Genomic DNA, 21046 nt, shown 5'->3' with positions numbered 1-21046 from the left:
TCGGATAATGGCTAATATGAAATTCCTATGTGACACCAAACGTTGTATCGAATGTAACGGTTGTGTCACTGCCTGTAAGAACGAAAACGATGATGCATTAGAATGGGGTATTCAGCGCCGTCGCGTTGTCACTCTTAACGACGGTGAGCCGGGTGAAAACTCGATTTCTGTTGCTTGTATGCACTGTACCGATGCGCCATGTATGGCAGTTTGCCCTGCAGATTGTTTCGAACGTACTGAAGACGGCATCGTACTGCATAACAAAGATCTTTGTATCGGTTGTGGTTACTGTCTATTTGCTTGTCCATTTGGTGCACCTCAATTCCCTAAGCAGGAAGCATTTGGTGAACGTGGCAAGATGGACAAATGTACCTTCTGTGCTGGCGGTCCTGAAACCGAAGCAGGTTCTGAAGAAGAACGCCAAAAATACGGTGCAAACCGTATCGCGGAAGGCAAGCTGCCTATGTGTGCTTCACTCTGTTCAACCAAAGCTTTGTTGGCTGGTGATGCAAACAAAGTATCTGACGTATTCCGTCAACGTGTAGTTGAGCGCGGTGCGAAAGGTGCAGGTTGGACTGATGGCAACGATCTTTCTTACGATGCGACTAAGAGCTAAGTTGGGAGAGACGTATGCTTTCATTGTTTAAACGTCTCTCGCTTATCATGCTGCCTTTGATGGCAGCATTGATAATGCTGTCTCCAATGAGTCATGCATCTGAGACGAAAGCTAACACGGCAGAGCGTGAAATCGCGCAACTGGCCGGAGCGGATTTTTGGCGTCAAGTCAGAGATGGAGAAGAAGGGTACACGACTTCTCAATCCGCAGAACATGGAGTGCTGATTAGTACACCAGGTCAGACATGGTACATTTTGAAAGAAAAATGGATGTCTCCGGCTGGTGCAGTCGCTATCTTCGGCAGCATTGCGTTCGTAACGCTGATGTATATTGCAATTGGTCCTTTGATGCTAAGCGCGCCACGTACGGGTCGTAAGATCAAACGTTGGTCTAGGCTAGACCGAGCTCTTCACTGGAGTATGGCGTTCACATTTCTTACCTTGGCATTCAGCGGCTTAATGTTGGTTTATGGAAAACACTTCTTAAAACCGTATATTCCTACCGAGTTGTGGGGATTCATCATTATGCTCGCCAAGCAATACCATAACTATATTGGCCCGATTTTCTACGTTCTATTGATGTGCGTTCTCATCAAGTGGTGGAGAAAATCAATCTTCAAGAAAGTCGACATCGCATGGTTTATGAAGCTCGGAGGTATGGTCGGTAAACACAAAGGGTCTCATCCTTCTGCGGAGTTCTCCAATGCGGGTGAAAAAGCGCTGTTTTGGCTGCTCATTGTAGTGGGCACCGTAGTTTCGTTAAGCGGTTTGGTTCTCGATTTTCCGATCTTTGGTCAAACTCGACGCGACATGGAGCTGTCTAATTTAGTTCATATGCTTGCTGCACTGATCCTTATCTGTGGCTTTGTATTCCATATTTATATTGGTTTGTTTGGTATGGAAGGGGCACTAGAAGGCATGGTTACCGGGGAAGTTGACGAGACTTGGGCGAAAGAACATCACGATATTTGGTATGAAGAGGTGATGGCAAAAGAAAAAGGTGAGCAGATAAGTGAACCGATCGAACAACCGAAAGGAGTTAAAGCCAATGAACAAGCCTAAAAAGGGCATTTGGATTGCTTACATTCTGAGTTGTTTAACGCCATTTACATGCTTGATTTCCGGTGTTATTGCGATTGTCTATGCAGGTTATCGATTAGATAAAGGCGAAGATGGAGAAGTCGTTGATTCTCATTACTACGGCCTCATTCGTACTTTTTTCCTCAATCTGACGTACTTTGTTGTGCTTATCATCACTGTAGCGACAGCTAATGGTGTCTTGATTGGTGTGAATGACTACTGGTATCGAAACCATATTATTGATGACATTGCTTACTACATACCTTATGTGGGCATGTTGTTTGGTCTGATTGCCATCTTTATTTGGTTCGTACGTATGTTCCAGGGTATGAAAAAGCTAAAAGAGAACCAACCATTTAGCTTTTCTAAAGGCCCAAATCTGTAATAGCGATTACACTAACAAAGCCAGCACATTAGAGTGCTGGCTTTTTTGTTCCTGCAGTACCGAACCCCATATTGGTGCGTCCTATTATAGGGCATTCTCCCTGTAACAGTGCAATGACTCTTCAGCACTCCTTTTGTTCACAGCCGACGCGTGAAGTTTGATTAGTAGATAACTTGTTGTTTTTATTTATTAAGTGAATTCTATTTTGAGTATTAACTAATATATCAATGGGTTGGAATGTATCTTGCTCCACACTGTTCAAATTTTGGATTTCCCTGTTTTGGTGACTAGGGAAAAGTCTGTCGCACAGGATAAGTGCGCCACGAACAAATGGAGAACAATCACAATGAGTCAAACTGTAAGTCAGGTCCATGGAGCGGTTCAAACCCTGACCCAAAGTTCAGATACACTTTTTCTGCTATTAGGCGCCATCATGGTGTTCCTAATGCACGCTGGATTTGCTTTTCTTGAAGTGGGTACGGTAAGGCGAAAAAACCAAGTGAATGCGTTGGTTAAGATCTTGGCTGACTTCGGCGTATCTGCAATCGCGTATTTCTTTATTGGTTACTGGGTGGCTTATGGCGCTAATTTCTTTGCAGACGCAGAAACGCTATCCCAGGGCAATGGTTATGAGCTTGTGAAGTTCTTTTTTTTATTGACGTTTGCCGCTGCAATACCAGCGATTGTATCTGGCGGGATTGCTGAAAGAGCCCGTTTTTACCCGATCCTTATCGCAACATTCTTTACCGTAGGTCTGGTTTATCCTTTGTTCGAGGGCATGATTTGGAATGGCAATTTTGGGCTTCAAGCATGGTTTGAAACTCAGTTTGGTTATGGGTTCCATGATTTTGCGGGTTCGGTTGTGGTGCACGGCGATGGTGGATGGATTGCATTGGTAGCAGTCGTCTTTTTAGGCATGCGAAAAGGTCGAGTTAGAGCAGGCAAGCATACCAACTTTGCACCATCTAACATTCCATTCTTAGCACTAGGAGCTTGGATCCTTTGTGTGGGGTGGTTTGGATTTAATGTAATGTCAGCTCAGACGCTAAACGGCATCAGTGGTTTGGTAGCAATGAACTCATTAATGGCTATGGTTGGGGGTATTCTTGCGGCGTTAGTTGCTGGTAAAAATGACCCAGGCTTTATCCACAACGGGCCATTAGCAGGTTTGGTCGCGATATGTGCGGGCTCAGACCTTATGCACCCATTAGGAGCATTGGCAACGGGTAGTGTCGCCGGAGCACTATTTGTTTACTTATTTACCTATCTACAGAACAAAACCCAAATTGATGATGTACTTGGTGTATGGCCATTACATGGCGTGTGTGGTGCATGGGGCGGGATCGCCGCGGGTATCTTTGGTCAGGCATCATTAGGTGGTCTCGGTGGGGTGAGTTTGACTGTACAGCTCCTCGGTACGCTAGCTGGCATTGTTGTCGCTGTGGCTGGCTCTATTGTCGTCTATGGCATTTTGAATAAAGTGTCTGGATTACGAATGAGCGAAGAAGATGAGTTTAATGGAGCAGATTTAGCCATTCATAAGATCTCATCCGTGAATGAAGACTAAGCCAATTCAAATATCTTCCATATAAAGAGCAGCTTAGCTGCTCTTTTTTGGTTTCATGTCACAGAATAGCCGCATAATATTATGACTTGCGACTATGGTCTAACCCTTACTTCTTCTGATGTTAATTCAATAATGCTAATCTTTAGAAAACGCCAAAGGAAGGGGCTAGTTATGAAATTTCCATATCGTAATATTGTTGTATTGAGTGGTGCAGGGATCTCAGCTGAATCAGGTATTCAGACGTTTCGTGCTCAAGATGGACTATGGGAAAATCATCGAATTGAAGACGTTGCAACGCCGGAAGGGTTTCAGCGTGACCCTGACTTAGTACAAGAGTTTTACAATCAACGTCGCCGTAAACTTCAGTTGGAATCAATCCAGCCTAATGCTGCACACAAAGCACTTGGTAAGTTAGAACAAGAACTCGATGGTAAAGTCACTATCATCACTCAAAACATCGATAACCTTCATGAGCGTGGCGGCAGTGAAAACGTCATTCACATGCATGGTGAGTTGTTAAAAGCGCGATGCAGTGAGTCTAATCAAGTAATTGAAAATAAGGGCGATATTGAAACTGGTGAGATGTGCCACTGTTGTCAGATCCCGTCTCAAATGCGCCCTCACATTGTATGGTTTGGTGAAATGCCTCTACGCATGGGAGACATTTACTCGGCGCTAGAAGAGGCCGACTTGTTTATCTCTATCGGGACATCTGGCGTAGTGTATCCCGCAGCAGGCTTTGTTCATGATGCGAAAATGCACGGCGCGTATACCATTGAAATCAATCTAGAACCAAGTGCCGTTGAAAGTGAATTTGAAGAGAAACGCTACGGGAAAGCCAGCATAGAGGTGGCCAAGTTAGTTGAAGAGCTTTTGGATTTACAGCAACCTACGCAGCAACAAGCGTAAAGCGTAATTAGGAACTCTCGGTGTCAGGTCGTCGAGAGTTTTTCATTTCATACATTGCTCTGTCGGTTCTCTCCAGAGCTTCATAAAACTCATCGATAGAAGTACTTTCCACACCATAGCTATAATGGATGTTTTCAGTTTTAAGATCAGATCGTAGTGCGTTAATAAACCTCTGCGCACGCTTTCGTTTTACAATCACCAAAAATTCATCGCCACCAATCCTGAAAGCTTGTTCTGAGTTATCTAATGATTGTTTTATCGCTTGAGCGAACCGAACAATGACTAAATCGCCTGCAGAGTGGCCTTCGCTATCGTTGATTGCTTTTAATCCATCTATATCAAAGTAAATGAGATCGAAGCGCACCAGCTTAATGGCATCGAGCTTTTTGCGATTGTATAAACCAGTCAGCTCATCGATAGTGCTTTGATAGTGAAGCTTTGAGGTTATTTCAGTAACACCGAGTGCAATCATTAAGATCGCAACTTGAGCGAATCCGTCTTCGATTACAGTATCGATAAACTCGTATCGGTCGGATAGGGCGTCGAGATAAGCGATTTCAGTCACTACATCATAAAGCTTATTAAAAATAAGAAGATACGCTCCCCAATGTATTTTCCAATTGGAGCCAATTTGCTTTCGCGAGATAAAGTAGATGTAGGTGACGATCATTAACGAGTTACTTTCAAAGAGTACGTCGTACTTTGAATCTACTTCAGCCCTAATCCCGAGTAACATCAAAATGATCGAACCCACGATCATAAATGAAAGAATGTATACCGGTACTTTAAGTCGGTACATCTACAATCCTTGTAGTGACTAAATACCCAAAGTTTAGATCAAAAAAAGCGACCCTAAGGTCGCTTTCTCGAGAATAGACAATTAATTGCCTACTTTTAGCTTCTGGAAGTATTCTTCGTAAAGCGCGCTAGCTTCACCGACTTCGTCTTGCCATGTACCGCTATCCATCACTTCTTGAGGAGGGAAGATACTAGGGTCATTTGCGAACTCTTTAGGTAGCAATGGGTAAGCTGTCTTAACTGGAGTAGGGTAACCGATTTCCAAAGCAATCTTAGCCGCGTTTTCTGGGCGAAGTAGGAAGTCGATCATCTTGTGGGCCGCTTCTACGTTTTTAGCACCAGATGGAATAGATAGGCTATCCATCCAGAAGATAGCGCCTTTCTCCGGCCATACGATGTCGATTGATGCACCTTCTTGACGCGCCATGTAAGCCGAACCATTCCAAAGCATACCAAGTGATACTTCACCAGCTAGGTAAGGGTTTGCTGGGAAGTCTGAGTTAAATACTAATACGTTTGGCATCAGTTTTTTCAGTTCTTCGTAAGCGGCTTTAATTTCTTCAGGGTTCGTCGTGTTTGGTGAGTAACCAAGCTTAGTTAGTGCAATATGGAACACTTCGCGAGAGTCGTCCATTAGCATTAGCTGGCCTTCCCACTTGCTATCCCAAAAGTCATCCCATTTAGATACGGATGACTTGTCGAGCATATCGGCGTTGATACCAATACCAGTCGCCCCCCAAATGTAAGGAATAGAATAGTTGTTGCTAGGGTCGAATGGTTTGTCTAGGTAATTTGGATCGAGATCTGCAAAGTGAGTCAGCTTGCTCTTATCAATTTCTTGAAGCATGCCTTCTTTACGCATCTTAGATACGAAGTAAGTAGACGGTACTACTATATCGTAACCTGAACCTTGAGTCTTAAGCTTAGCGTACATGCTTTCGTTAGACTCGTAAGTAGAGTAGATGACTTTAATGCCAGTCTCTTTAGTGAAATCTTCTAGTACTTCATTAGGAATATATTCCGACCAGTTGTAGAAATAGAGTTCTTGATCAGCAGCCATCGCAGGGGTAGTGAATAGAGTCGCAGCGCAAAGTGCGCCAGCATACAGTTTACTTTTCATTACTTTTCCGTTTTTACTTTGCATGGGCCTTGTTTGTTATTGCACTAAGGCTTGTATAACAAGGCGTGAGATTCGTCTATACCTAAACATCTTAGACCCACATAGCTGGGCAGATTAATATAAACGTCGCAACGGTTAAGTATATCAGCCATATAGCAAAATAGGCAGCCGAGGCTGCCTATTTTTCGTATCAATGGTTTGCGATGGCGTTATTGGCCAGCTTTCAAACGTAGGAAATATTCTTCGTATTTCACTGTTTTGTCGCCTACGGCATCTTGCCATTCGACTCTGTCTAGATCCTCTTGTGACGGGAACAAAGGCTCGATATCTTTGAACTTAGCGTTGGATTCTTCAACCGCGGTTAAGTAGCCTGTATCACGAGAAATTTGCTCAGCGATGTCTGGACGCAGTAGGAAGTCGATCATCTTGTGCGCAGCATCTACGTTTTGTGCACCCGAACTGATTGCGAAGTTATCTACCCATCCAATGCCACCTTCTTTAGGGAAAACCAATTTGATTGGTAACCCTTCGTTCTGCGCGGCGGCTGCAGAACCGTTCCAAAGCATACCTAAGCCAACTTCGCCAGACATGTATGGTGCCCCTGGGTTATCTGAGTTAAACACCAATACGTTTGGCATAAGTTTTCTCAGTTCCGCATAGGCTTCATCAATCTGCTTTTCATCAGTGGTATTACCTGAGTAGCCAAGCTTTCTCAATGCGATATGGAACACTTCACGAGTGTCGTCCATAAGCATGAGCTGACCTTCAAGTTCAGGTTTCCATAAGTCAGCCCAGCTTTGAAATTCACTTGGGTCGTACATATCTGTATTAACTGCTAAGCCAGTGATAGCGACGACATGCGGAATAGAGTAGTCATTGTTTGGGTCGTAAGGCTTATCAAGATAGTTTTTATCTAGGTTGCTAAAATTGGTTAGCTTAGATTTGTCGATCTTCTGTAGCATCCCTTCGTCTCGCATCTTAGAGACGAAATACGTTGAAGGAACCACAAGATCATAACCCTTATTATGCGTTTTTAGCTTGGCATAAAGGGTTTCATTCGACTCATAAGTAGAGTAGATAACCTTGATGCCGGTTTCTTCAGTGAACTGTTCTAGGATGTTACTGTTGATGTAAGGTCCCCAGTTCATGAACACCAATTCTTTATTTTCGTCCGCTGACACTGTTCCTGAGAACAAAGAAAGCGCACATGCACTACCAGCTAATAAAGTAGCCCATTTTTTCATTTACGTTAGCTCCAAACCAAGCGTTGCTTATTGTTATAAGCATAAGAAAGAAAAACAGAATGACCTTGGCCATTCTGTCTTGTCATTACAGTGATTATTGCGTTACTTCACTTTGTCTCTGGCCAATAACTGAGACGTTATGACCAAGATAAGAGAAACAATCAACATCACTGTTGCAAGAGCATTCACCTCTGGAGAAATGCCCACCTTAACCATTGAGTAAATCTTCAACGGTAGAATTTCATATGTTGGCCCAGTCACAAATGAACTGATGATTACATCATCAAGTGACAGGGTGAAACTTAGTAGCCAACCTGCAGCAACCGCTGGCTTGGCAAGGGGTAGAATAATCTGCTTCAAGATTACCCATTCACTGGCACCTAAGTCTTTTGCCGCTTCTAGCATTTTGACGTCGAAACCATTGAGCCGGCTGTAAACCGTGACCACCACAAACGGTAAGCAGAACGTAATGTGCGCAATCAACAAAGTAAAGAAACCTAATTGAGCACCCAGTACGAGAAACAGTGCTAACAACGAGATGGCCATTACGATATCTGGAGACATCATCACAACAAACAGCATACCGTTTACGGCACCTTTACCTTTAAATTGGTAACGGAATAGGGCAACGGCCGTTAAGCTACCAATTATGGTCGCAGCAGTTGCAGAGAATACGGCAACGTTTAAAGAGTGCCACGCAGCCTGCATTAGGCTATCGTTATTAATTAATGTTTCGTACCATTTCGTGGTAAAGCCGCCCCATTTCATACCAAATTTGTTGGCATTAAATGAGTTAACAATCAGCACGATGATTGGCAAATAAAGAAACGCGTAGACCAATGTCATAAAGCTAAATCTAATCGTACGTCCCATTAGTCCAGCTCCACTTTCTTATTCAACAACTTACCAGCTCGATAGTAGGCATACAGCATGATCGCCATGGCGACCGTTAGTGCAATACTAGTCGCAGCACCAAATGGCCAATCTCGCGCATTGAGTACTTGGCTCTTAATCACGTTACCGATCAATAGGTTCTTCGCACCGCCTAATAAATCTGAAATGTAGAACATTCCCAACGCTGGCAGCAGCACAAGCAAACAACCGCCGATGATGCCAGGCATTGTCAGTGGCAAAATGACTTTAGTGAGTGTTTGTAACTTGTTCGCGCCTAAGTCACGAGCGGCTTCAATGTAGGTATGATCCAGTTTTTCTATCGCTGAGTAGAGAGGCAGAATCATGAAAGGCAGTAGGATGTATACCAAACCAATCATCACTGCTGTCTCTGTGTACATAAGACGCATCGGTTTCTCGATGATGTCTAATGCTATTAAGCTTTTGTTAAGTACGCCTTGTGTACCGAGTACGATCTTAAGCCCATAAGTACGGATAAGTGAGTTGGTCCAAAAAGGAACAATCACCAAAAACAGCATAATAGGGCGCCATTTCGCTGGCATTTTCGCAACGATATAAGCGAACGGGTAACCGATAACTAAACACAGCAGCGTCGCTACGATAGCCATGTAGAACGAGTGCCACAGAACCTTAGCGTAGAGCGGATCCATTAATCGAGCGTAATTATCAAGCGTGAACGTCATCTCGATGAGGTTCGCTTCGTCACGAGTCAGAAAACTTGTTCCGATGATCATGACGTTTGGAACTAACACGAACAGTGTTAGCCAACCGACAATCAGCGCGATAATGGCATTTTGTAGATTAAACTTGTTGCTCATCTTTTAGCACCACTTCCCAGCTTTCGACCCACGTGATTGCGACTTTTTGTCCGAGAGAGTGGTCCACATCAGGATCATCTTCGTTGAAGAATTCGCTCACCATCACACGCATACCTGATTCAAGTTCGATGACGGAATCAAGTGTCATACCTTTATAAGTACGCTCGGTTACGTGACCAACAATGCCTTTCTCTTCAGACTCTTTGATTTCTTCTATACGCAAGTCTTCAGGGCGAAGCAATACTTGTAGCTTATCGCCACTTGTTACTGGCTTGTCGTGGTATACAACAGACTCAACACCTTCAATGCTGGCTTTAATTCGTTTTTCATCAATGCGTTCGATAGTCGTTGCATTGAACACGTTAATTTCACCAATGAAACGAGCAACAAACAGGTTTTTAGGCTCTTCGTAGATTTCACGTGGTGAGCCGTCTTGTTCGATCACACCTTCACGCATTACGATGATGCGATCTGACATGGACAGTGCTTCTTCTTGGTCGTGGGTTACAAAGATGAATGTAATACCCAACTGACGTTGCAACTGTTTAAGCTCGATTTGCATCTGTTTGCGCAGTTTGTAGTCCAACGCAGAAAGTGATTCGTCAAGTAGTAGTACTTTTGGTTTATTGACCACAGCTCGCGCAATCGCGATACGCTGTTGTTGACCACCTGAAAGTTGATGTGGTTTACGTTGCGCCATTTTTTCCAAACGTACCATGCGTAATGCTTCCATCACACGAGGCTCGATCTCGTCGTTTGGCACTTTTTGCATGCGCAATCCAAACGCGACGTTTTCAAAAACGGTCATATGTGGGAAAAGCGCATAGCTCTGAAAAACAGTATTGACGTGCCTTTGTTCAGCAGGTAGCTGTGTAACATCTTGATCCGCTAGGGTGATTTGGCCGCTGTCTGCAGACTCAAATCCGGCGATCATTCGAAGCACCGTAGTTTTACCACAACCAGATGGGCCTAATATGGTTAGGAATTCACCATGGTTAACATCAAGATTCAAATTGCCGATGATTTCCTTACCATCGAAGCTTTTACTGATACCTGTTAATCGAATAACAGGTTGTCCTGCTTTTTGTTTAGCGTTCAATGTCTGTTTTTCTCCACCTTGGTCTTTTGGGTACCCCAAATTGTGACCTGTAGTTATACACTTTTGAGGCGCGCATCATAATCACCAAAAGTGTGAATTCAAAGCATTTTCTTATCTTGAAACAGAAAATTTTTTGCAGGTAAAAGTAAACATTTTTTACCATACTGATTTTATGCCCAAATTACGCTTTATTAAGTTAGTTTAGTGGTTAATTATCAGCCAACTAAGAGATAAAGCAAGCCGATATAAGTAATCGGATTTTAGTGTTTAGGACAATTGAGTATAATGACTCCAATTTTTTATCAACAACTTAGGGCTCTTCTAAAGAAGATTGACCTTGGACCCAATAATGAATAATGACATCGAGAAAGATTTCAACTTAGGCGGTAGTGTAGAGCGAGCCTTATCCGGGGATTACGAACTAAAAGCCGGAGACGTATTTAAAGAGGCTTGGGGCTACACCATTAAAAACTTCCTGTCTTTTTCTCCAGCAATTATTGCGCTGCTATTTGTACAGTTAGGTATTTTCTACATTGCTCTTAAATTGCAGTTGGGTAACCCGGGGATGATTCTAGATGCCCTGACAAACCCTGAAGCGTTTGATTCTCGAATTGTAGAGGCGATTTTCGTTGCTAACTTTAGTTATGAAGTGGTCAGTGCGCCGATCTATGCGGGTGTGAGCCTAATGGCTATGAGCCACGCTGCGGGGCTACAAACCAAACCTAGACATATTGCTAAAGGGCTGCAGTTCACTATCCCTGTCATTTTAGCAACGCTATTTAGCCTGATGCTCCAGGGTATAGCTGGTATGATTTTGCCATTCCTCTCTATGTACTTGTCTTTGGCATTCAGCAACTCAATTCTACTGATTTGTGAAAAACGCATTCCACCAATGCAGTCTTTGCTGCTATCACTGCGCGCCGTAAACAAGAAGATTTTGGTATTGGCGGGCATTTATCTGATGGTCACTTTGATGTTTGTTGTGGCTGCCATGTTCTATGGAATCGGATTAATTTTTGTCGTGCCATTTTTCTTCCATGTAAAAGGTATTGTTTACCGCAACATGTTCGGAATTAAGTTGAAGATTGTCGCAAGCGATCAGTCTAACGATGATGACCAAAACAATAACAACAAATCTTCACAGGTGTTCGATGCGTAAAGTAATTGGTATCGCCGCTGCCGGTCTGTTTGTTGGTGGTAGTTTGTATATTGCACAAGACTACGAAGAACGATATGCCGAAGAGCGCGAAAAGAAAAAAGCAGCCCAGAAATTAGAACAGGTTGAAAAGCCAGAACAACCAAAGGTGGTTAAGAAAGCAGAACCCGTTATTAGTGTAGATGAGAAAAAATCCCGATTTTTCTCCGCCCTAAGGCCTGGTATTGAACTAGAAAACCAACGAGTTCTTAAAGAGCGAAAAAGGTTAGAGCAAATTCAGCAGCACCTATTAGATAATGAACTCAACGGCGAAGATAACGCCTATGCAAAGCGTTTAGGTAAGTTGTATCGGGTTAACGTCCCAGCTTCAGGGGTCGATGGTGAATGGGTCGATAAGATGCTACACCGTGTTGACGTATTACCAGAAGCTCTGGTTCTCACGCAGGCCGCAAACGAATCGGCGTGGGGAACTTCTCGTTTTGCCGAGCAGGCCAACAACTACTTTGGTCAGTGGTGTTATTCTAAAGGCTGTGGTCTTGTCCCGTTACAACGTAGCGAAGGCATGACGCATGAAGTGGCTAAATTCGACTCGGTCCAACAGTCAATTCATGGTTACTTCATGAATGTAAACCGCAACGCTGCGTACCACGATTTGCGTGAAATACGCTATCAAAGGCATTTAGCAGGAGAAGACTTGCTCAGCGTAGCGACTGCAACTGCACTTACAGACGGTTTATTAGCTTACTCTGAACGCGGACAAGACTATGTCGACGACCTACAAGCGATGATTCGCCACAATAACAAATATTGGACACAACAATAATGATAATAAAAAAGACGCTGCCAGCGATGTTAGTGGCAGCTTCGGTAAGTCTAGCATCTGCGATGCCGGCGTCTGCCCAAGAATACATGTTCACGTATTCGAAGCTTTATACACACATGAAACAGAATGCAAAGGAAGGCCACGATGATGTTAAGGTTGGCTTTTTCTTTCTTGACCCTGTAAGCCAGCAGTTGTGTAGCATCGAAAAAGCGTGGATGGAAAAAGAAGAGCACTATGAAGAGTTGAAAATATCTCCTTCAAATGAAGTTATTGTGCCACTAGATAGCAACCTTCGATCGGCGAACCCACTGGTCTTTGTGCATACTCCAGATAACCAGCAATGTGATTTTTCTATGGTTGTGATGACTAAAGAAGCGATGGAAGGTGAAGTCAGCTACAAGCAAGTTGAAAGCTTACTGCCACAAATGCAAGTCATGCTTGAGCAGTTAGGAGGTATGTTTGCGAGTTGGTTTACCCCGGATGTCACTGGCGTAACTTTGGAGTTTGCCGATAACCTAAACTCATCGATAAAACTTTCGAGCGGCGAAACCAAAGCAATCGTTGATGGCAAAGTTCAAGTCGCGTTAGCAGAATTAGGTGAGGGCGGAACAATGACGCTTCCTGAAGCGACGATTCGTGTTCTACCCTATATTCCGAAAGAAAACTAAATAAAAAGGGCCACTGAATGTGGCCCTTTTTATTATGACTCGTGTTGTATTTGCTCTTAAGAGGTCGCCACCGCAGGGGTACTCATATCTTGGTTGCGCTTAACGATAGAGGCTAACCGAATCAGCATTGCAATCGCTGCTGTCGACAAACCGGTCACAATACCAATCCAGAACCCTTGCTCGCCCATCGCTGGGACGATGTAGTCTGTTAGGCCCAGTATCATACCCAGTGGTAATGCTAATCCCCAGTATGCGAGGACGGCTAAAATCATGGGTACTTTAGTGTCTTTATAGCCACGTAAAGCACCGTTTGCTGATGTTTGCAGGGCGTCACTAAACTGGTACATAGCTGTGAATACTAACAAGGTCGCCGCGGTCGCTGACACAGCAGGATCAGTGGTATACAAGCGAATAATCCAATCAGGGAAGAGTAGAAACCCTGCGATTGAAATTAATGACATAAGTGCAGCAGTAATAACACCGACTTTGCTTCGTTCAGACGCAAGAGATTGTTTTTGTTCGCCAAGAGCGTGACCAACTCTTATCGTGATACCAAATGAAAGGCTCATCGGTATCATATAAGTCATACTGGATATGTTGAGGGCGATTTGCGCAGCTGCGACGTTTTCGGCCCCGATTCTACCAATTAAAAGCGCAATCACCGCGAAAATACTGCCACAGATTGCGATGTTCAACCCGATAGGCATGCCCAGTTTCAATAGCTGCATAATCTGGGAAAAAGATGGTTTCGCCTGCTTAAAGTGAATCACCTTTTTATAATGATGATGGCCTTTAATGTATCCAAACAGCAACCCAGACATCATCCAATAAACCAAACTTGTTGCCCAACCACAACCAACTGCACCAAGGGCTGGCATCCCAAATTCACCGTAGATCAAAATGTAATTTACCGGAATGTTAACAAGCAAGCCGATAACAGAAATGATCATAGGAGCGCGGGTATTGTTCATTCCTTCACAAAAGCCGTTGAGGGTGTAAAACAAGGCAATACCTGGAACACCAAAGGCGAGGGCAACTACGTAATCACTCGCTATAGGAATGATCTCATTAGCAACGCCCAAACTGGTAAGAATGAACTCTCCAGAGGCCAAGTAGACAATCAAACAGACGCTAACAAAAAATGAAAGCCACAACATTTGAATCACGGCTGCTCGAATTTTATCTGTCTTCTGAGCTCCTCGATGATACGCAACAACCGGAGTTAGAGCCATAATGATACCGCGAAGGATTAATGAAACCGGTAACCAAAGGCTAGTACCAAGGGCGATGGCTGCGAGGTCTTCCGCACTGACTTGACCAGCCATTGTTGTATCAACGAATCCCATGGACTGCGTCGCGAGTTGCATCAAAATGATAGGGATCGACAGATGAAGTAAAGCGCCCGATTCTTTATAAAAACGAGTGAAGTATGTAGGTGTGTTTTGCATGAAGATAGAAACACCAATATCAATGTACCAATGGAAGCGGGATGGCGACGTACATTGTAGGGTGTGCCCGAAGGACAAGCGAAATATACGAAGTTTTCTAACTAGGTTCAACTAGTTTAACTGTTTACAAATCGTTTACTTCATTAGATGAGTTGCTGCTACATGAGCTATGCCAAATCAATGGTAGGGCAAATAATCGAGTGATTACCAAGCCCAGCCATTTAATCCTATGAAAAAAGCTCGTATAATCCACGCCCCAATTAACCATGTTAGGAAGTCATACTGCCATCTATGGCAATGTGAGAGCTCGCGATGAACCAAGTAGATACAAGAAAAGAAACCCTAGAATTCAACAAACTTCAAAAGCGTCTAAGAAGAAATGTGGGTAATGCCATTACAGAATACAACATGATCGAAGAAGGTGATGTTGTCATGGCGTGTATCAGTGGTGGTAAAGATTCATTTGCGATGCTGGACATTCTGCTTAACTTACAGAAAGCGGCTCCGATTAAGTTCGAAGTTGTTGCGGTTAACTTAGATCAAAAGCAACCAGGGTTTCCTGAACACATTCTTCCTGATTACTTTGAAACGCTTAACATTCCTTACTACATCGTAGATAAAGATACATACTCCGTTGTTCGTGAGAAAATTCCAGAAGGGAAAACGACATGTGGTCTGTGTTCTCGACTACGTCGTGGCACACTGTACTCATTCGCTGAAAAGATTGGTGCAACTAAGTTAGCACTAGGTCATCACATGGATGACATTGTAGAAACTATGTTTCTGAACATGTTCCACGGTTCACGCTTAAAGGCAATGCCGCCGAAATTGCGTTCTGATGACGGCAGAAACGTAGTTATTCGACCATTAACATATTGTCGAGAAAAAGATCTCATCAAGTACGCTGAACATAAAGCGTTTCCGATCATTCCATGTAATTTATGTGGTTCCCAAGAAAACTTACAGCGTCAGTCCATCAAAGCAATGCTTATCGATTGGGATAAGAAAACGCCAGGGCGTGTTGAAGCAATTTTTAAATCGATTCAAAACGTTAGCCCGAGTCAGTTGGCAGATAAAGAACTGTTCGACTTCGTTAACTTACCACTAGATAGGCAAGGTGATAGGGAAGAATACGAATTCAGTGAGGCAACAGTATCATCAACCAATATTGATGAATCACTGTTTATCGACGTTACCAACGTATAAAGCTAAAAAGGAAGATAACAAAGTTATCTTCCTTTTTCTTTTCGACTAATCTCGCCAGCGATTTAGGTTGCTGTTTGCGGATCGAGTGGGCTGACATAGCCATTTGGTTTTAGCGCGAGTACATCACAGTTGATCTTATCAATGACGTGCTCGGCTGTGTTACCAATAAACACTGCAGATAACCCCGTACGGCCTGTGGTTCCCAAGATCACCATTGCGGCATTGAGTTTCTCTGCCACCTCAGGGATAACATCCTCTGGCAAACCTTGCTCTACAATCGTCTTCTCCTCATCGTAGCCATGTTTCTGTCTGAGTGCTTTCATTGAAGTTAAGTGGTGACCACGAACGGCATCAGTGTAGGTCGTTGGGTCAAACTCAGGTAGCTCGATGGTAATATTCGCCGGAGTAACCGGGTAGGCGTTAACTAAATAAGGCGAGGCATTGAGGCGAGAACTCAAGCTGTTTAGCTGCTCAACCATACGGTCGTTTAAATCAATATGAGTGTCGTTTTCCGAGCCGACATGAACAGACGCAATGATATTTGCATCTTCTGGCCAATCTGAGTTTTTAACCAACAGTACTGGGGAAGGGCATTTGCGTAATAAATGCCAATCTGTAGGTGTGAAGATGACCGATTCAAGCACATCATGTTTACGTGTTCCCTTTATCACAATATCGTGAGAGCCGGCGAACACTTCTGCAATAATGGCTTCGTACGGACGGTTATGCCAAACCACTTTGACATCAAACTCGATACCATCACATACGTAAGGCTCAGCAACTTTTCTCATCCACTGCTCACGTTGATGGATGACACCACGACGCATCGCATCTCTTTCGTCGATAGAAAGCATTGACGTCATGTCATAGGAAAAATCATAGATCGAAAGGAAGAAAGTGACCTTACTGGTCGAAGTACTCTTTTGAGCAAGTTGAATAGCTCGAGCAAGCGCAGGCTGCTCGTCATGATTGATGTCGGCGACAACTAGGATTTTGCTATAAATACTCATCATATCTCCTAAGGTTTGAGGAGTTTATATACCTAATGTAGCGTAATTAGATCGAGAGTATTAGAAAAAAGAAAGGAAAACTAGGAGAAGTATGATGTAGCTCATTTTAGAGCTACATCATTGAAGTTACTTATGATTCTGTAGATACGCCAGCAAGTTCCATAAGTGCTGGGTGGTCTAAAATTGTGATGTATTTGCCTTTCACACTCAAAATTTCAGATTTCTGGAAACGACCTAACAAACGGCTGATTGTTTCTACAGTTAAACCTAGGTAGTTACCAATATCACCACGTGTCATTGTCAATCGGAACTCACGTGGGCTGAAGCCTCGTTGAGAAAAACGAGTTGAAAGATTGTAAAGGAAAGCAGCTAAACGCTCCTCTGCATTCTTCTTCGAAAGCAGAAGAATCATTTCCTGGTCACCTTTAATCTCGTTACTCATTAAACGCATGATTTGTTGACGAAGCTTCGGCATTTTACCTGACAGGTCGTCCAAAATCTCGTATGGGATTTCACAGACCATTGATGTCTCAAGCGCTTGAGCAAAACTAGGGTGAGCATCACCCGTAATAGCGTCGAAGCCCACTAAATCGCCCGCAAGGTGGAACGCAGTGATTTGCTCGTCACCCTGTTCAGTGATTGTGTAGCTTTTTATTGTGCCAGAACGAATAGCGTAAAGTGATTTGAGTTCATCGCCCGCTTTAAAAAGCTCTTGTCCTTTTTGAATAGGTTTCTTACGCTCGATAATTTGATCGAGCTGGTCTAATTCGGACTCATTTAGCGTGAACGGGATACAAAGTTGGCTAATACTGCAGTCTTGACAATGGATAGCACAACCACCCGATTGGATGCGTTTTGTAGCAGGTTTTTCAGAAATCATAACAACCTTTCACTATTTGATATACATCAATATTTTAACACTCATTAGCCCTAAAGGGTAGTGAAAAAAAGTATGTAGAGTCATCGAGTTAAAAACTTACTGATAGTATGATCAAAGAATCGAATGCGGTGTAAACACCGTACAAAAGGATACAAAGTGCACCAATATTACGGAACCACTTTGACTGTTGGAGTGACTTGATCTTTTCCGCACCATAACCAACAAACAACATTGCTGGTAGTGTTCCTAGTCCAAAAGAAAGCATGACCATAGCTCCACCAAAAGCGCTTCCGGACACGGCTGCCCAAGTCAATGTCGAGTACACCAAGCCACAGGGAAGCCATCCCCAAATAAAACCAAATGGAATGGCATGAGCCGGAGAACGCAGTGGTAAGAACTTACCACCGATAGGGGAAAGGTATTTCCAAAGCGATTTACCTAGCTTTTCGACATGCAGTAATCCAAACCACCAACGGCCAATGTACAGAGCTAGTGCGATCATGAACAAAGCCGAAAAGAGGCGGAGCCAGGCGAGGGAGTGGGATAACTGGCTGACTTGGGCTAAAGTTGATACGGCGCTACCGACGACTAAACCTGCAATCATGTAGCTTGTTAATCGGCCAATGTTATAAAACAAAGGTGTCCATTTGTTGGGCTTCGCATGGCCAAGGGATAGCATTGAGGCTATCCCTCCACACATACCGACACAATGTCCAGCACCAATTAATCCGATACCAAATGCTGCTAGCCAATCTGCGGACATTACTTTTTGTTCTCGGGTTGTTTGTCGTCTTCGTCAAACAAGATGTTGTGACCTTGACGTTCAAGATCCTCGAATTGTTCACTTTTCACAGCCCAAAGGAAAATCGCAACAGCTACACAGACGAGTACAATTGCAATGGGTATCAGGATGTACAGGCTTTCCATTTATGTTCCTTGTTCTTTGAGTAAGCGAAGAGAGTTAGATACTACAATAATTGAGCTTGCAGACATACCTACAACCGCAAAATAAGGAGCAACAAAACCCGCAACCGCTAGCGGTAAGATCAACAGGTTATATCCTAAAGACCAAGCCAAGTTCTCACGGATAATTTTTCGTGTCTTTAACGCCAGTTCTCTCGCCTGCAGAATACGATCAAGCCTATCGCCAAGCAAAACCATGTCAGCAGAAGCTTTAGCCACATCAGTACCGCCACCCATTGCTACCGACAGGTGTGCGCCAGCTAGCGTAGGTGCATCATTGATACCATCGCCAATCATCATGGTGACTTCTTTGCTATCGAGTGATTTTAGGTAAGCCAACTTATCATTAGGCTTTGCATTGGCAATGACATTGTCGATACCAATACTTTCGGCGACGTAGTTTGCATTGCGTTCAGAGTCACCAGTTAGTAACGATATTTTGATCCCTGCGTCTTTGAACTGATTAATGAAGTTCTCACTTTCTGTGCGGATTGGGTCTCGATACACAAAAGTAGCTGTGTGAACACCGTCAATAGATAGGTAAACACTATTCGCTTCTGGGCTTACTGGAGAGGTGAGCGCAAAAGCAGCGTTACCAATCTTAACCAACTTATTTTGATACTCGCCTTGCAGGCCAGAACCAATGATATTTTGTACATTCTCCAATTGTGTCGACTTATCATCGTACTCACGGAACGCACGAGCTATTGGGTGGTTTGCATGCGCTTCAAGAGCTGCAGCGAGCTTTAAACATTGTTTCTCATCCAAGTCTGCAAATGTATCAACGTTCGAAATTTCGATATCGCCATGGGTCAGTGTGCCGGTTTTATCAACAATAAGGTGATTGACCTTACACAAAGTTTCAAAGACATGCCCCTTACGCAGCAGGATTCCGAAATTGCCCATTCGTGATGTGGCGCAAGTTAGTGCAGTTGGCGTGGCTAATGAAAGGGCACAAGGACAAGTAGCGACTAGCACAGACAGCATGATCCAGAAAGCGTCATCTGGCCTAGTCTCATGCCAGAAATACCACGTAAATGCCGCGATCACGAGAATGACTGCCACGAAATAACGGGCAACGACATCCGCAATCTCAGCGATCTTAGGTTTGGACATTTGAGCTTCATCTTGAAGCCTAACGATATTTGATATCATCGAATCTGCTTTAGTTGAGCTCACTTCGAGTTCAAATGACTCTTCACCGTTAAGGGTCCCGGCAAAGACGGCATCGCCAATCCGTTTAACAACAGGCACAGACTCACCAGTCAGCATAGATTCATCGATGTGAACACGGCCACTGATTATTTTGCCATCAGCAGGAATGTGTTCGCCTGGCAAGACTCGAATTCTATCTCCGACTTTAAGAGAGCGTACCGCGATCTGTTCGCCATCAAGGGTATTTGCAATCGCAGGCACCAATTTAAGTAGGTTGCCACTCGCTGCGGCGGCTTTTCTTCTCGCACGCATTTCCAAGAAACGACCAACGAGCAAGAAAAAGGCAAACATCGAAATAGATTCAAAGAATACTTCGCCTTGTTCAGTAACTGTCGCAACTAAACTTGCAAAGTAAGCGAATATCATTGCGAGAGACACGGGCACATCCATTCCTAGCGTACGGCTTCGAAGACTTCGCCAAGCATTAATGTAGAAAGGGAGGGCAGAGTAGAGCATTACTGGCGTCGCAAATATTAAGCTGACCCAGCGAAAGTAGTTTTTAAACTCAGGTTCTAAATCGCCAAATACTTCCAAATATAGAGCCACAGCTAGCATCATGACCTGCATAGTCGCAAGGCCTGCAATACCGAGTCGATATAGGTATTGCTTCATAGAGTAGTGATAGGCAGCTTCTTGTTTGTCAGCTTCAAAAGGAGCGGCTTTATATCCTAGTCGGTGGATAACGGAGAGAAGTTCACTTAAGCGTGTTTTGTTCTTATCCCAAGCCAGAATGGCTCGGTTAGTTGTGGTATTAACGCGAATCGACAAAACGCCAGGCTTACTGGCGACTTGTTTTTCTATCAACCATGCGCATGCGGCACAAGATACACCTTCTAAAGAAAGCGTAACTTCTACTTGGTCATCTTGATTGCGGACAAATTCGGATTGGACTTCCTCGTTGTCGTAATGAATGAGAGCTTGAAGTTGCTCAGGCACTAAATCAGCTTTCTCTGCTGGTGCCGTGCGGTATTGATAATAAGAGACTAATCCACTTTCTACGATTGTTTGTGCGACCGTTTCGCACCCTGGGCAACACATGTCCCTTAGCTCACCCAGGATTTCAACATTGTAGTCCGTGTTGACTGGTACTTCTTCACCGCAGTGATAACACGATTTACACATAGACGTTT

21 protein-coding genes are annotated in these 21046 nt (G+C 43.8%); 9 read left to right on the top strand and 12 right to left on the bottom strand.

Going from position 1 to position 21046, the window contains the following annotated elements; all coding sequences use genetic code 11:
* Positions 1-7: 7 nt before the first annotated feature.
* From fdh3B to cobB, 5 genes are all read left to right on the top strand, one after another.
* Entirely contained in the window at positions 8-616 is a 609-nt protein-coding gene (gene fdh3B, locus ACXABW_RS07635) for a formate dehydrogenase FDH3 subunit beta (RefSeq protein ID WP_252027184.1), read from the top strand.
* 14 nt (positions 617-630) lie between these two features.
* Complete coding sequence (locus ACXABW_RS07630; protein WP_457524907.1) at positions 631-1677, top strand: formate dehydrogenase subunit gamma; 1047 nt, start codon at positions 631-633, stop codon at positions 1675-1677.
* Positions 1664-2080 (top strand): hypothetical protein, encoded by a 417-nt coding sequence (locus ACXABW_RS07625; protein ID WP_252027182.1) that lies wholly within the window; start codon positions 1664-1666, stop codon positions 2078-2080. The genes ACXABW_RS07630 and ACXABW_RS07625 overlap by 14 nt, the downstream gene beginning before the upstream one ends.
* 346 nt (positions 2081-2426) lie before the next feature.
* Entirely contained in the window at positions 2427-3647 is a 1221-nt protein-coding gene (locus ACXABW_RS07620) for an ammonium transporter (RefSeq protein WP_457524905.1), read from the top strand.
* A 171-nt stretch (positions 3648-3818) separates the two neighbouring features.
* Entirely contained in the window at positions 3819-4556 is a 738-nt protein-coding gene (cobB, locus tag ACXABW_RS07615; protein WP_457524903.1) for a Sir2 family NAD+-dependent deacetylase, read from the top strand.
* Positions 4557-4563: 7 nt separating this feature from the next.
* Here cobB and ACXABW_RS07610 read toward each other — a convergent pair whose 3' ends face one another.
* The 6 genes from ACXABW_RS07610 to potA all read right to left on the bottom strand — a co-directional run bounded on the left by ACXABW_RS07610 (position 4564) and on the right by potA (position 10586).
* Positions 4564-5355 (bottom strand): GGDEF domain-containing protein, encoded by a 792-nt coding sequence (locus ACXABW_RS07610; protein WP_457524901.1) that lies wholly within the window; start codon positions 5353-5355, stop codon positions 4564-4566.
* 81 nt (positions 5356-5436) lie between these two features.
* On the bottom strand, positions 5437-6474 hold the full coding sequence (locus ACXABW_RS07605; RefSeq protein WP_457524900.1) for an extracellular solute-binding protein: 1038 nt from the start codon (positions 6472-6474) through the stop codon (positions 5437-5439).
* A 209-nt stretch (positions 6475-6683) separates the two neighbouring features.
* Entirely contained in the window at positions 6684-7718 is a 1035-nt protein-coding gene (locus tag ACXABW_RS07600) for an extracellular solute-binding protein (RefSeq protein WP_457524899.1), read from the bottom strand.
* 102 nt (positions 7719-7820) lie between these two features.
* Positions 7821-8591 (bottom strand): spermidine/putrescine ABC transporter permease PotC, encoded by a 771-nt coding sequence (gene potC / locus ACXABW_RS07595; RefSeq protein WP_252027177.1) that lies wholly within the window; start codon positions 8589-8591, stop codon positions 7821-7823.
* The gene (gene potB / locus ACXABW_RS07590) at positions 8591-9448 is read right to left on the bottom strand and encodes a spermidine/putrescine ABC transporter permease PotB (protein WP_457524897.1); all 858 of its coding nucleotides are present in this window, start codon (positions 9446-9448) and stop codon (positions 8591-8593) included. Before potB ends, potC begins: the two co-directional genes overlap by 1 nt.
* Positions 9432-10586: a spermidine/putrescine ABC transporter ATP-binding protein PotA gene (gene potA, locus ACXABW_RS07585; protein ID WP_286036636.1), complete on the bottom strand. Its 1155-nt coding sequence runs from the start codon at positions 10584-10586 to the stop codon at positions 9432-9434. Before potA ends, potB begins: the two co-directional genes overlap by 17 nt.
* Positions 10587-10896: 310 nt before the next feature.
* Here potA and ACXABW_RS07580 point away from each other — a divergent pair, with 310 nt between their 5' ends.
* Genes ACXABW_RS07580 through ACXABW_RS07570 form a run of 3 tightly spaced genes read left to right on the top strand, consistent with a single transcriptional unit; the run spans position 10897 to position 13194 of the window.
* Positions 10897-11706 carry a DUF2189 domain-containing protein gene (locus ACXABW_RS07580; RefSeq protein ID WP_265688389.1) on the top strand — a complete coding sequence of 270 codons (810 nt, stop codon included), beginning with the start codon at positions 10897-10899 and terminating at the stop codon, positions 11704-11706.
* The gene (locus ACXABW_RS07575) at positions 11699-12526 is read left to right on the top strand and encodes a glucosaminidase domain-containing protein (protein WP_457524895.1); all 828 of its coding nucleotides are present in this window, start codon (positions 11699-11701) and stop codon (positions 12524-12526) included. The genes ACXABW_RS07580 and ACXABW_RS07575 overlap by 8 nt, the downstream gene beginning before the upstream one ends.
* 26 nt (positions 12527-12552) lie before the next feature.
* Positions 12553-13194, top strand: a complete 642-nt coding sequence (locus ACXABW_RS07570; protein WP_457524973.1) for a DUF2987 domain-containing protein — start codon at positions 12553-12555, stop codon at positions 13192-13194.
* A gap of 56 nt (positions 13195-13250) precedes the next feature.
* Here ACXABW_RS07570 and ACXABW_RS07565 read toward each other — a convergent pair whose 3' ends face one another.
* Positions 13251-14642: an MATE family efflux transporter gene (locus ACXABW_RS07565; RefSeq protein ID WP_457524893.1), complete on the bottom strand. Its 1392-nt coding sequence runs from the start codon at positions 14640-14642 to the stop codon at positions 13251-13253.
* 312 nt (positions 14643-14954) lie between these two features.
* Between ACXABW_RS07565 and ttcA the strand changes: the two genes are divergently transcribed.
* Positions 14955-15848 (top strand): tRNA 2-thiocytidine(32) synthetase TtcA, encoded by an 894-nt coding sequence (ttcA, locus tag ACXABW_RS07560; RefSeq protein WP_457524892.1) that lies wholly within the window; start codon positions 14955-14957, stop codon positions 15846-15848.
* A 62-nt stretch (positions 15849-15910) separates the two neighbouring features.
* Here ttcA and uspE read toward each other — a convergent pair whose 3' ends face one another.
* The 5 genes from uspE to ACXABW_RS07535 form a co-directional block, all read right to left on the bottom strand.
* The gene (gene uspE, locus ACXABW_RS07555) at positions 15911-16858 is read right to left on the bottom strand and encodes a universal stress protein UspE (RefSeq protein ID WP_265688393.1); all 948 of its coding nucleotides are present in this window, start codon (positions 16856-16858) and stop codon (positions 15911-15913) included.
* 130 nt (positions 16859-16988) lie between these two features.
* Complete coding sequence (locus ACXABW_RS07550; RefSeq protein WP_252027170.1) at positions 16989-17738, bottom strand: FNR family transcription factor; 750 nt, start codon at positions 17736-17738, stop codon at positions 16989-16991.
* Between the two features lie 88 nt (positions 17739-17826).
* Positions 17827-18501, bottom strand: coding sequence for a sulfite exporter TauE/SafE family protein (locus ACXABW_RS07545; RefSeq protein WP_457524890.1), 675 nt, complete (start codon positions 18499-18501; stop codon positions 17827-17829).
* Positions 18501-18665 (bottom strand): cbb3-type cytochrome oxidase assembly protein CcoS, encoded by a 165-nt coding sequence (gene ccoS, locus ACXABW_RS07540; RefSeq protein ID WP_252027168.1) that lies wholly within the window; start codon positions 18663-18665, stop codon positions 18501-18503. Before ccoS ends, ACXABW_RS07545 begins: the two co-directional genes overlap by 1 nt.
* A complete protein-coding gene (locus tag ACXABW_RS07535; RefSeq protein ID WP_457524889.1) occupies positions 18666-21038 on the bottom strand; it encodes a heavy metal translocating P-type ATPase in 2373 nt (790 codons plus the stop codon).
* Positions 21039-21046 lie beyond the last annotated feature (8 nt).

This window comes from Vibrio paucivorans (genome assembly GCF_054053395.1).
The sequence above is the reverse complement of the archived record's forward strand: the minus strand, read 5'-3'. Positions and strand labels throughout refer to the sequence as shown.

Bases quoted from the DNA above. Each gene is read 5' to 3' on its own strand.
- fdh3B (WP_252027184.1), top strand. From the start codon at position 8: ATGGCTAATATGAAATTCCTATGTGACACCAAACGTTGTATCGAATGT.
- ACXABW_RS07630 (WP_457524907.1), top strand. From the start codon at position 631: ATGCTTTCATTGTTTAAACGTCTCTCGCTTATCATGCTGCCTTTGATG.
- ACXABW_RS07625 (WP_252027182.1), top strand. From the start codon at position 1,664: ATGAACAAGCCTAAAAAGGGCATTTGGATTGCTTACATTCTGAGTTGT.
- ACXABW_RS07620 (WP_457524905.1), top strand. From the start codon at position 2,427: ATGAGTCAAACTGTAAGTCAGGTCCATGGAGCGGTTCAAACCCTGACC.
- cobB (WP_457524903.1), top strand. From the start codon at position 3,819: ATGAAATTTCCATATCGTAATATTGTTGTATTGAGTGGTGCAGGGATC.
- ACXABW_RS07610 (WP_457524901.1), bottom strand. From the start codon at position 5,355: ATGTACCGACTTAAAGTACCGGTATACATTCTTTCATTTATGATCGTG.
- ACXABW_RS07605 (WP_457524900.1), bottom strand. From the start codon at position 6,474: ATGAAAAGTAAACTGTATGCTGGCGCACTTTGCGCTGCGACTCTATTC.
- ACXABW_RS07600 (WP_457524899.1), bottom strand. From the start codon at position 7,718: ATGAAAAAATGGGCTACTTTATTAGCTGGTAGTGCATGTGCGCTTTCT.
- potC (WP_252027177.1), bottom strand. From the start codon at position 8,591: ATGGGACGTACGATTAGATTTAGCTTTATGACATTGGTCTACGCGTTT.
- potB (WP_457524897.1), bottom strand. From the start codon at position 9,448: ATGAGCAACAAGTTTAATCTACAAAATGCCATTATCGCGCTGATTGTC.
- ACXABW_RS07580 (WP_265688389.1), top strand. From the start codon at position 10,897: ATGAATAATGACATCGAGAAAGATTTCAACTTAGGCGGTAGTGTAGAG.
- ACXABW_RS07575 (WP_457524895.1), top strand. From the start codon at position 11,699: ATGCGTAAAGTAATTGGTATCGCCGCTGCCGGTCTGTTTGTTGGTGGT.
- ACXABW_RS07570 (WP_457524973.1), top strand. From the start codon at position 12,553: ATGTTAGTGGCAGCTTCGGTAAGTCTAGCATCTGCGATGCCGGCGTCT.
- ACXABW_RS07565 (WP_457524893.1), bottom strand. From the start codon at position 14,642: ATGCAAAACACACCTACATACTTCACTCGTTTTTATAAAGAATCGGGC.
- ttcA (WP_457524892.1), top strand. From the start codon at position 14,955: ATGAACCAAGTAGATACAAGAAAAGAAACCCTAGAATTCAACAAACTT.
- uspE (WP_265688393.1), bottom strand. From the start codon at position 16,858: ATGAGTATTTATAGCAAAATCCTAGTTGTCGCCGACATCAATCATGAC.
- ACXABW_RS07550 (WP_252027170.1), bottom strand. From the start codon at position 17,738: ATGATTTCTGAAAAACCTGCTACAAAACGCATCCAATCGGGTGGTTGT.
- ACXABW_RS07545 (WP_457524890.1), bottom strand. From the start codon at position 18,501: ATGTCCGCAGATTGGCTAGCAGCATTTGGTATCGGATTAATTGGTGCT.
- ccoS (WP_252027168.1), bottom strand. From the start codon at position 18,665: ATGGAAAGCCTGTACATCCTGATACCCATTGCAATTGTACTCGTCTGT.
- ACXABW_RS07535 (WP_457524889.1), bottom strand. From the start codon at position 21,038: ATGTGTAAATCGTGTTATCACTGCGGTGAAGAAGTACCAGTCAACACG.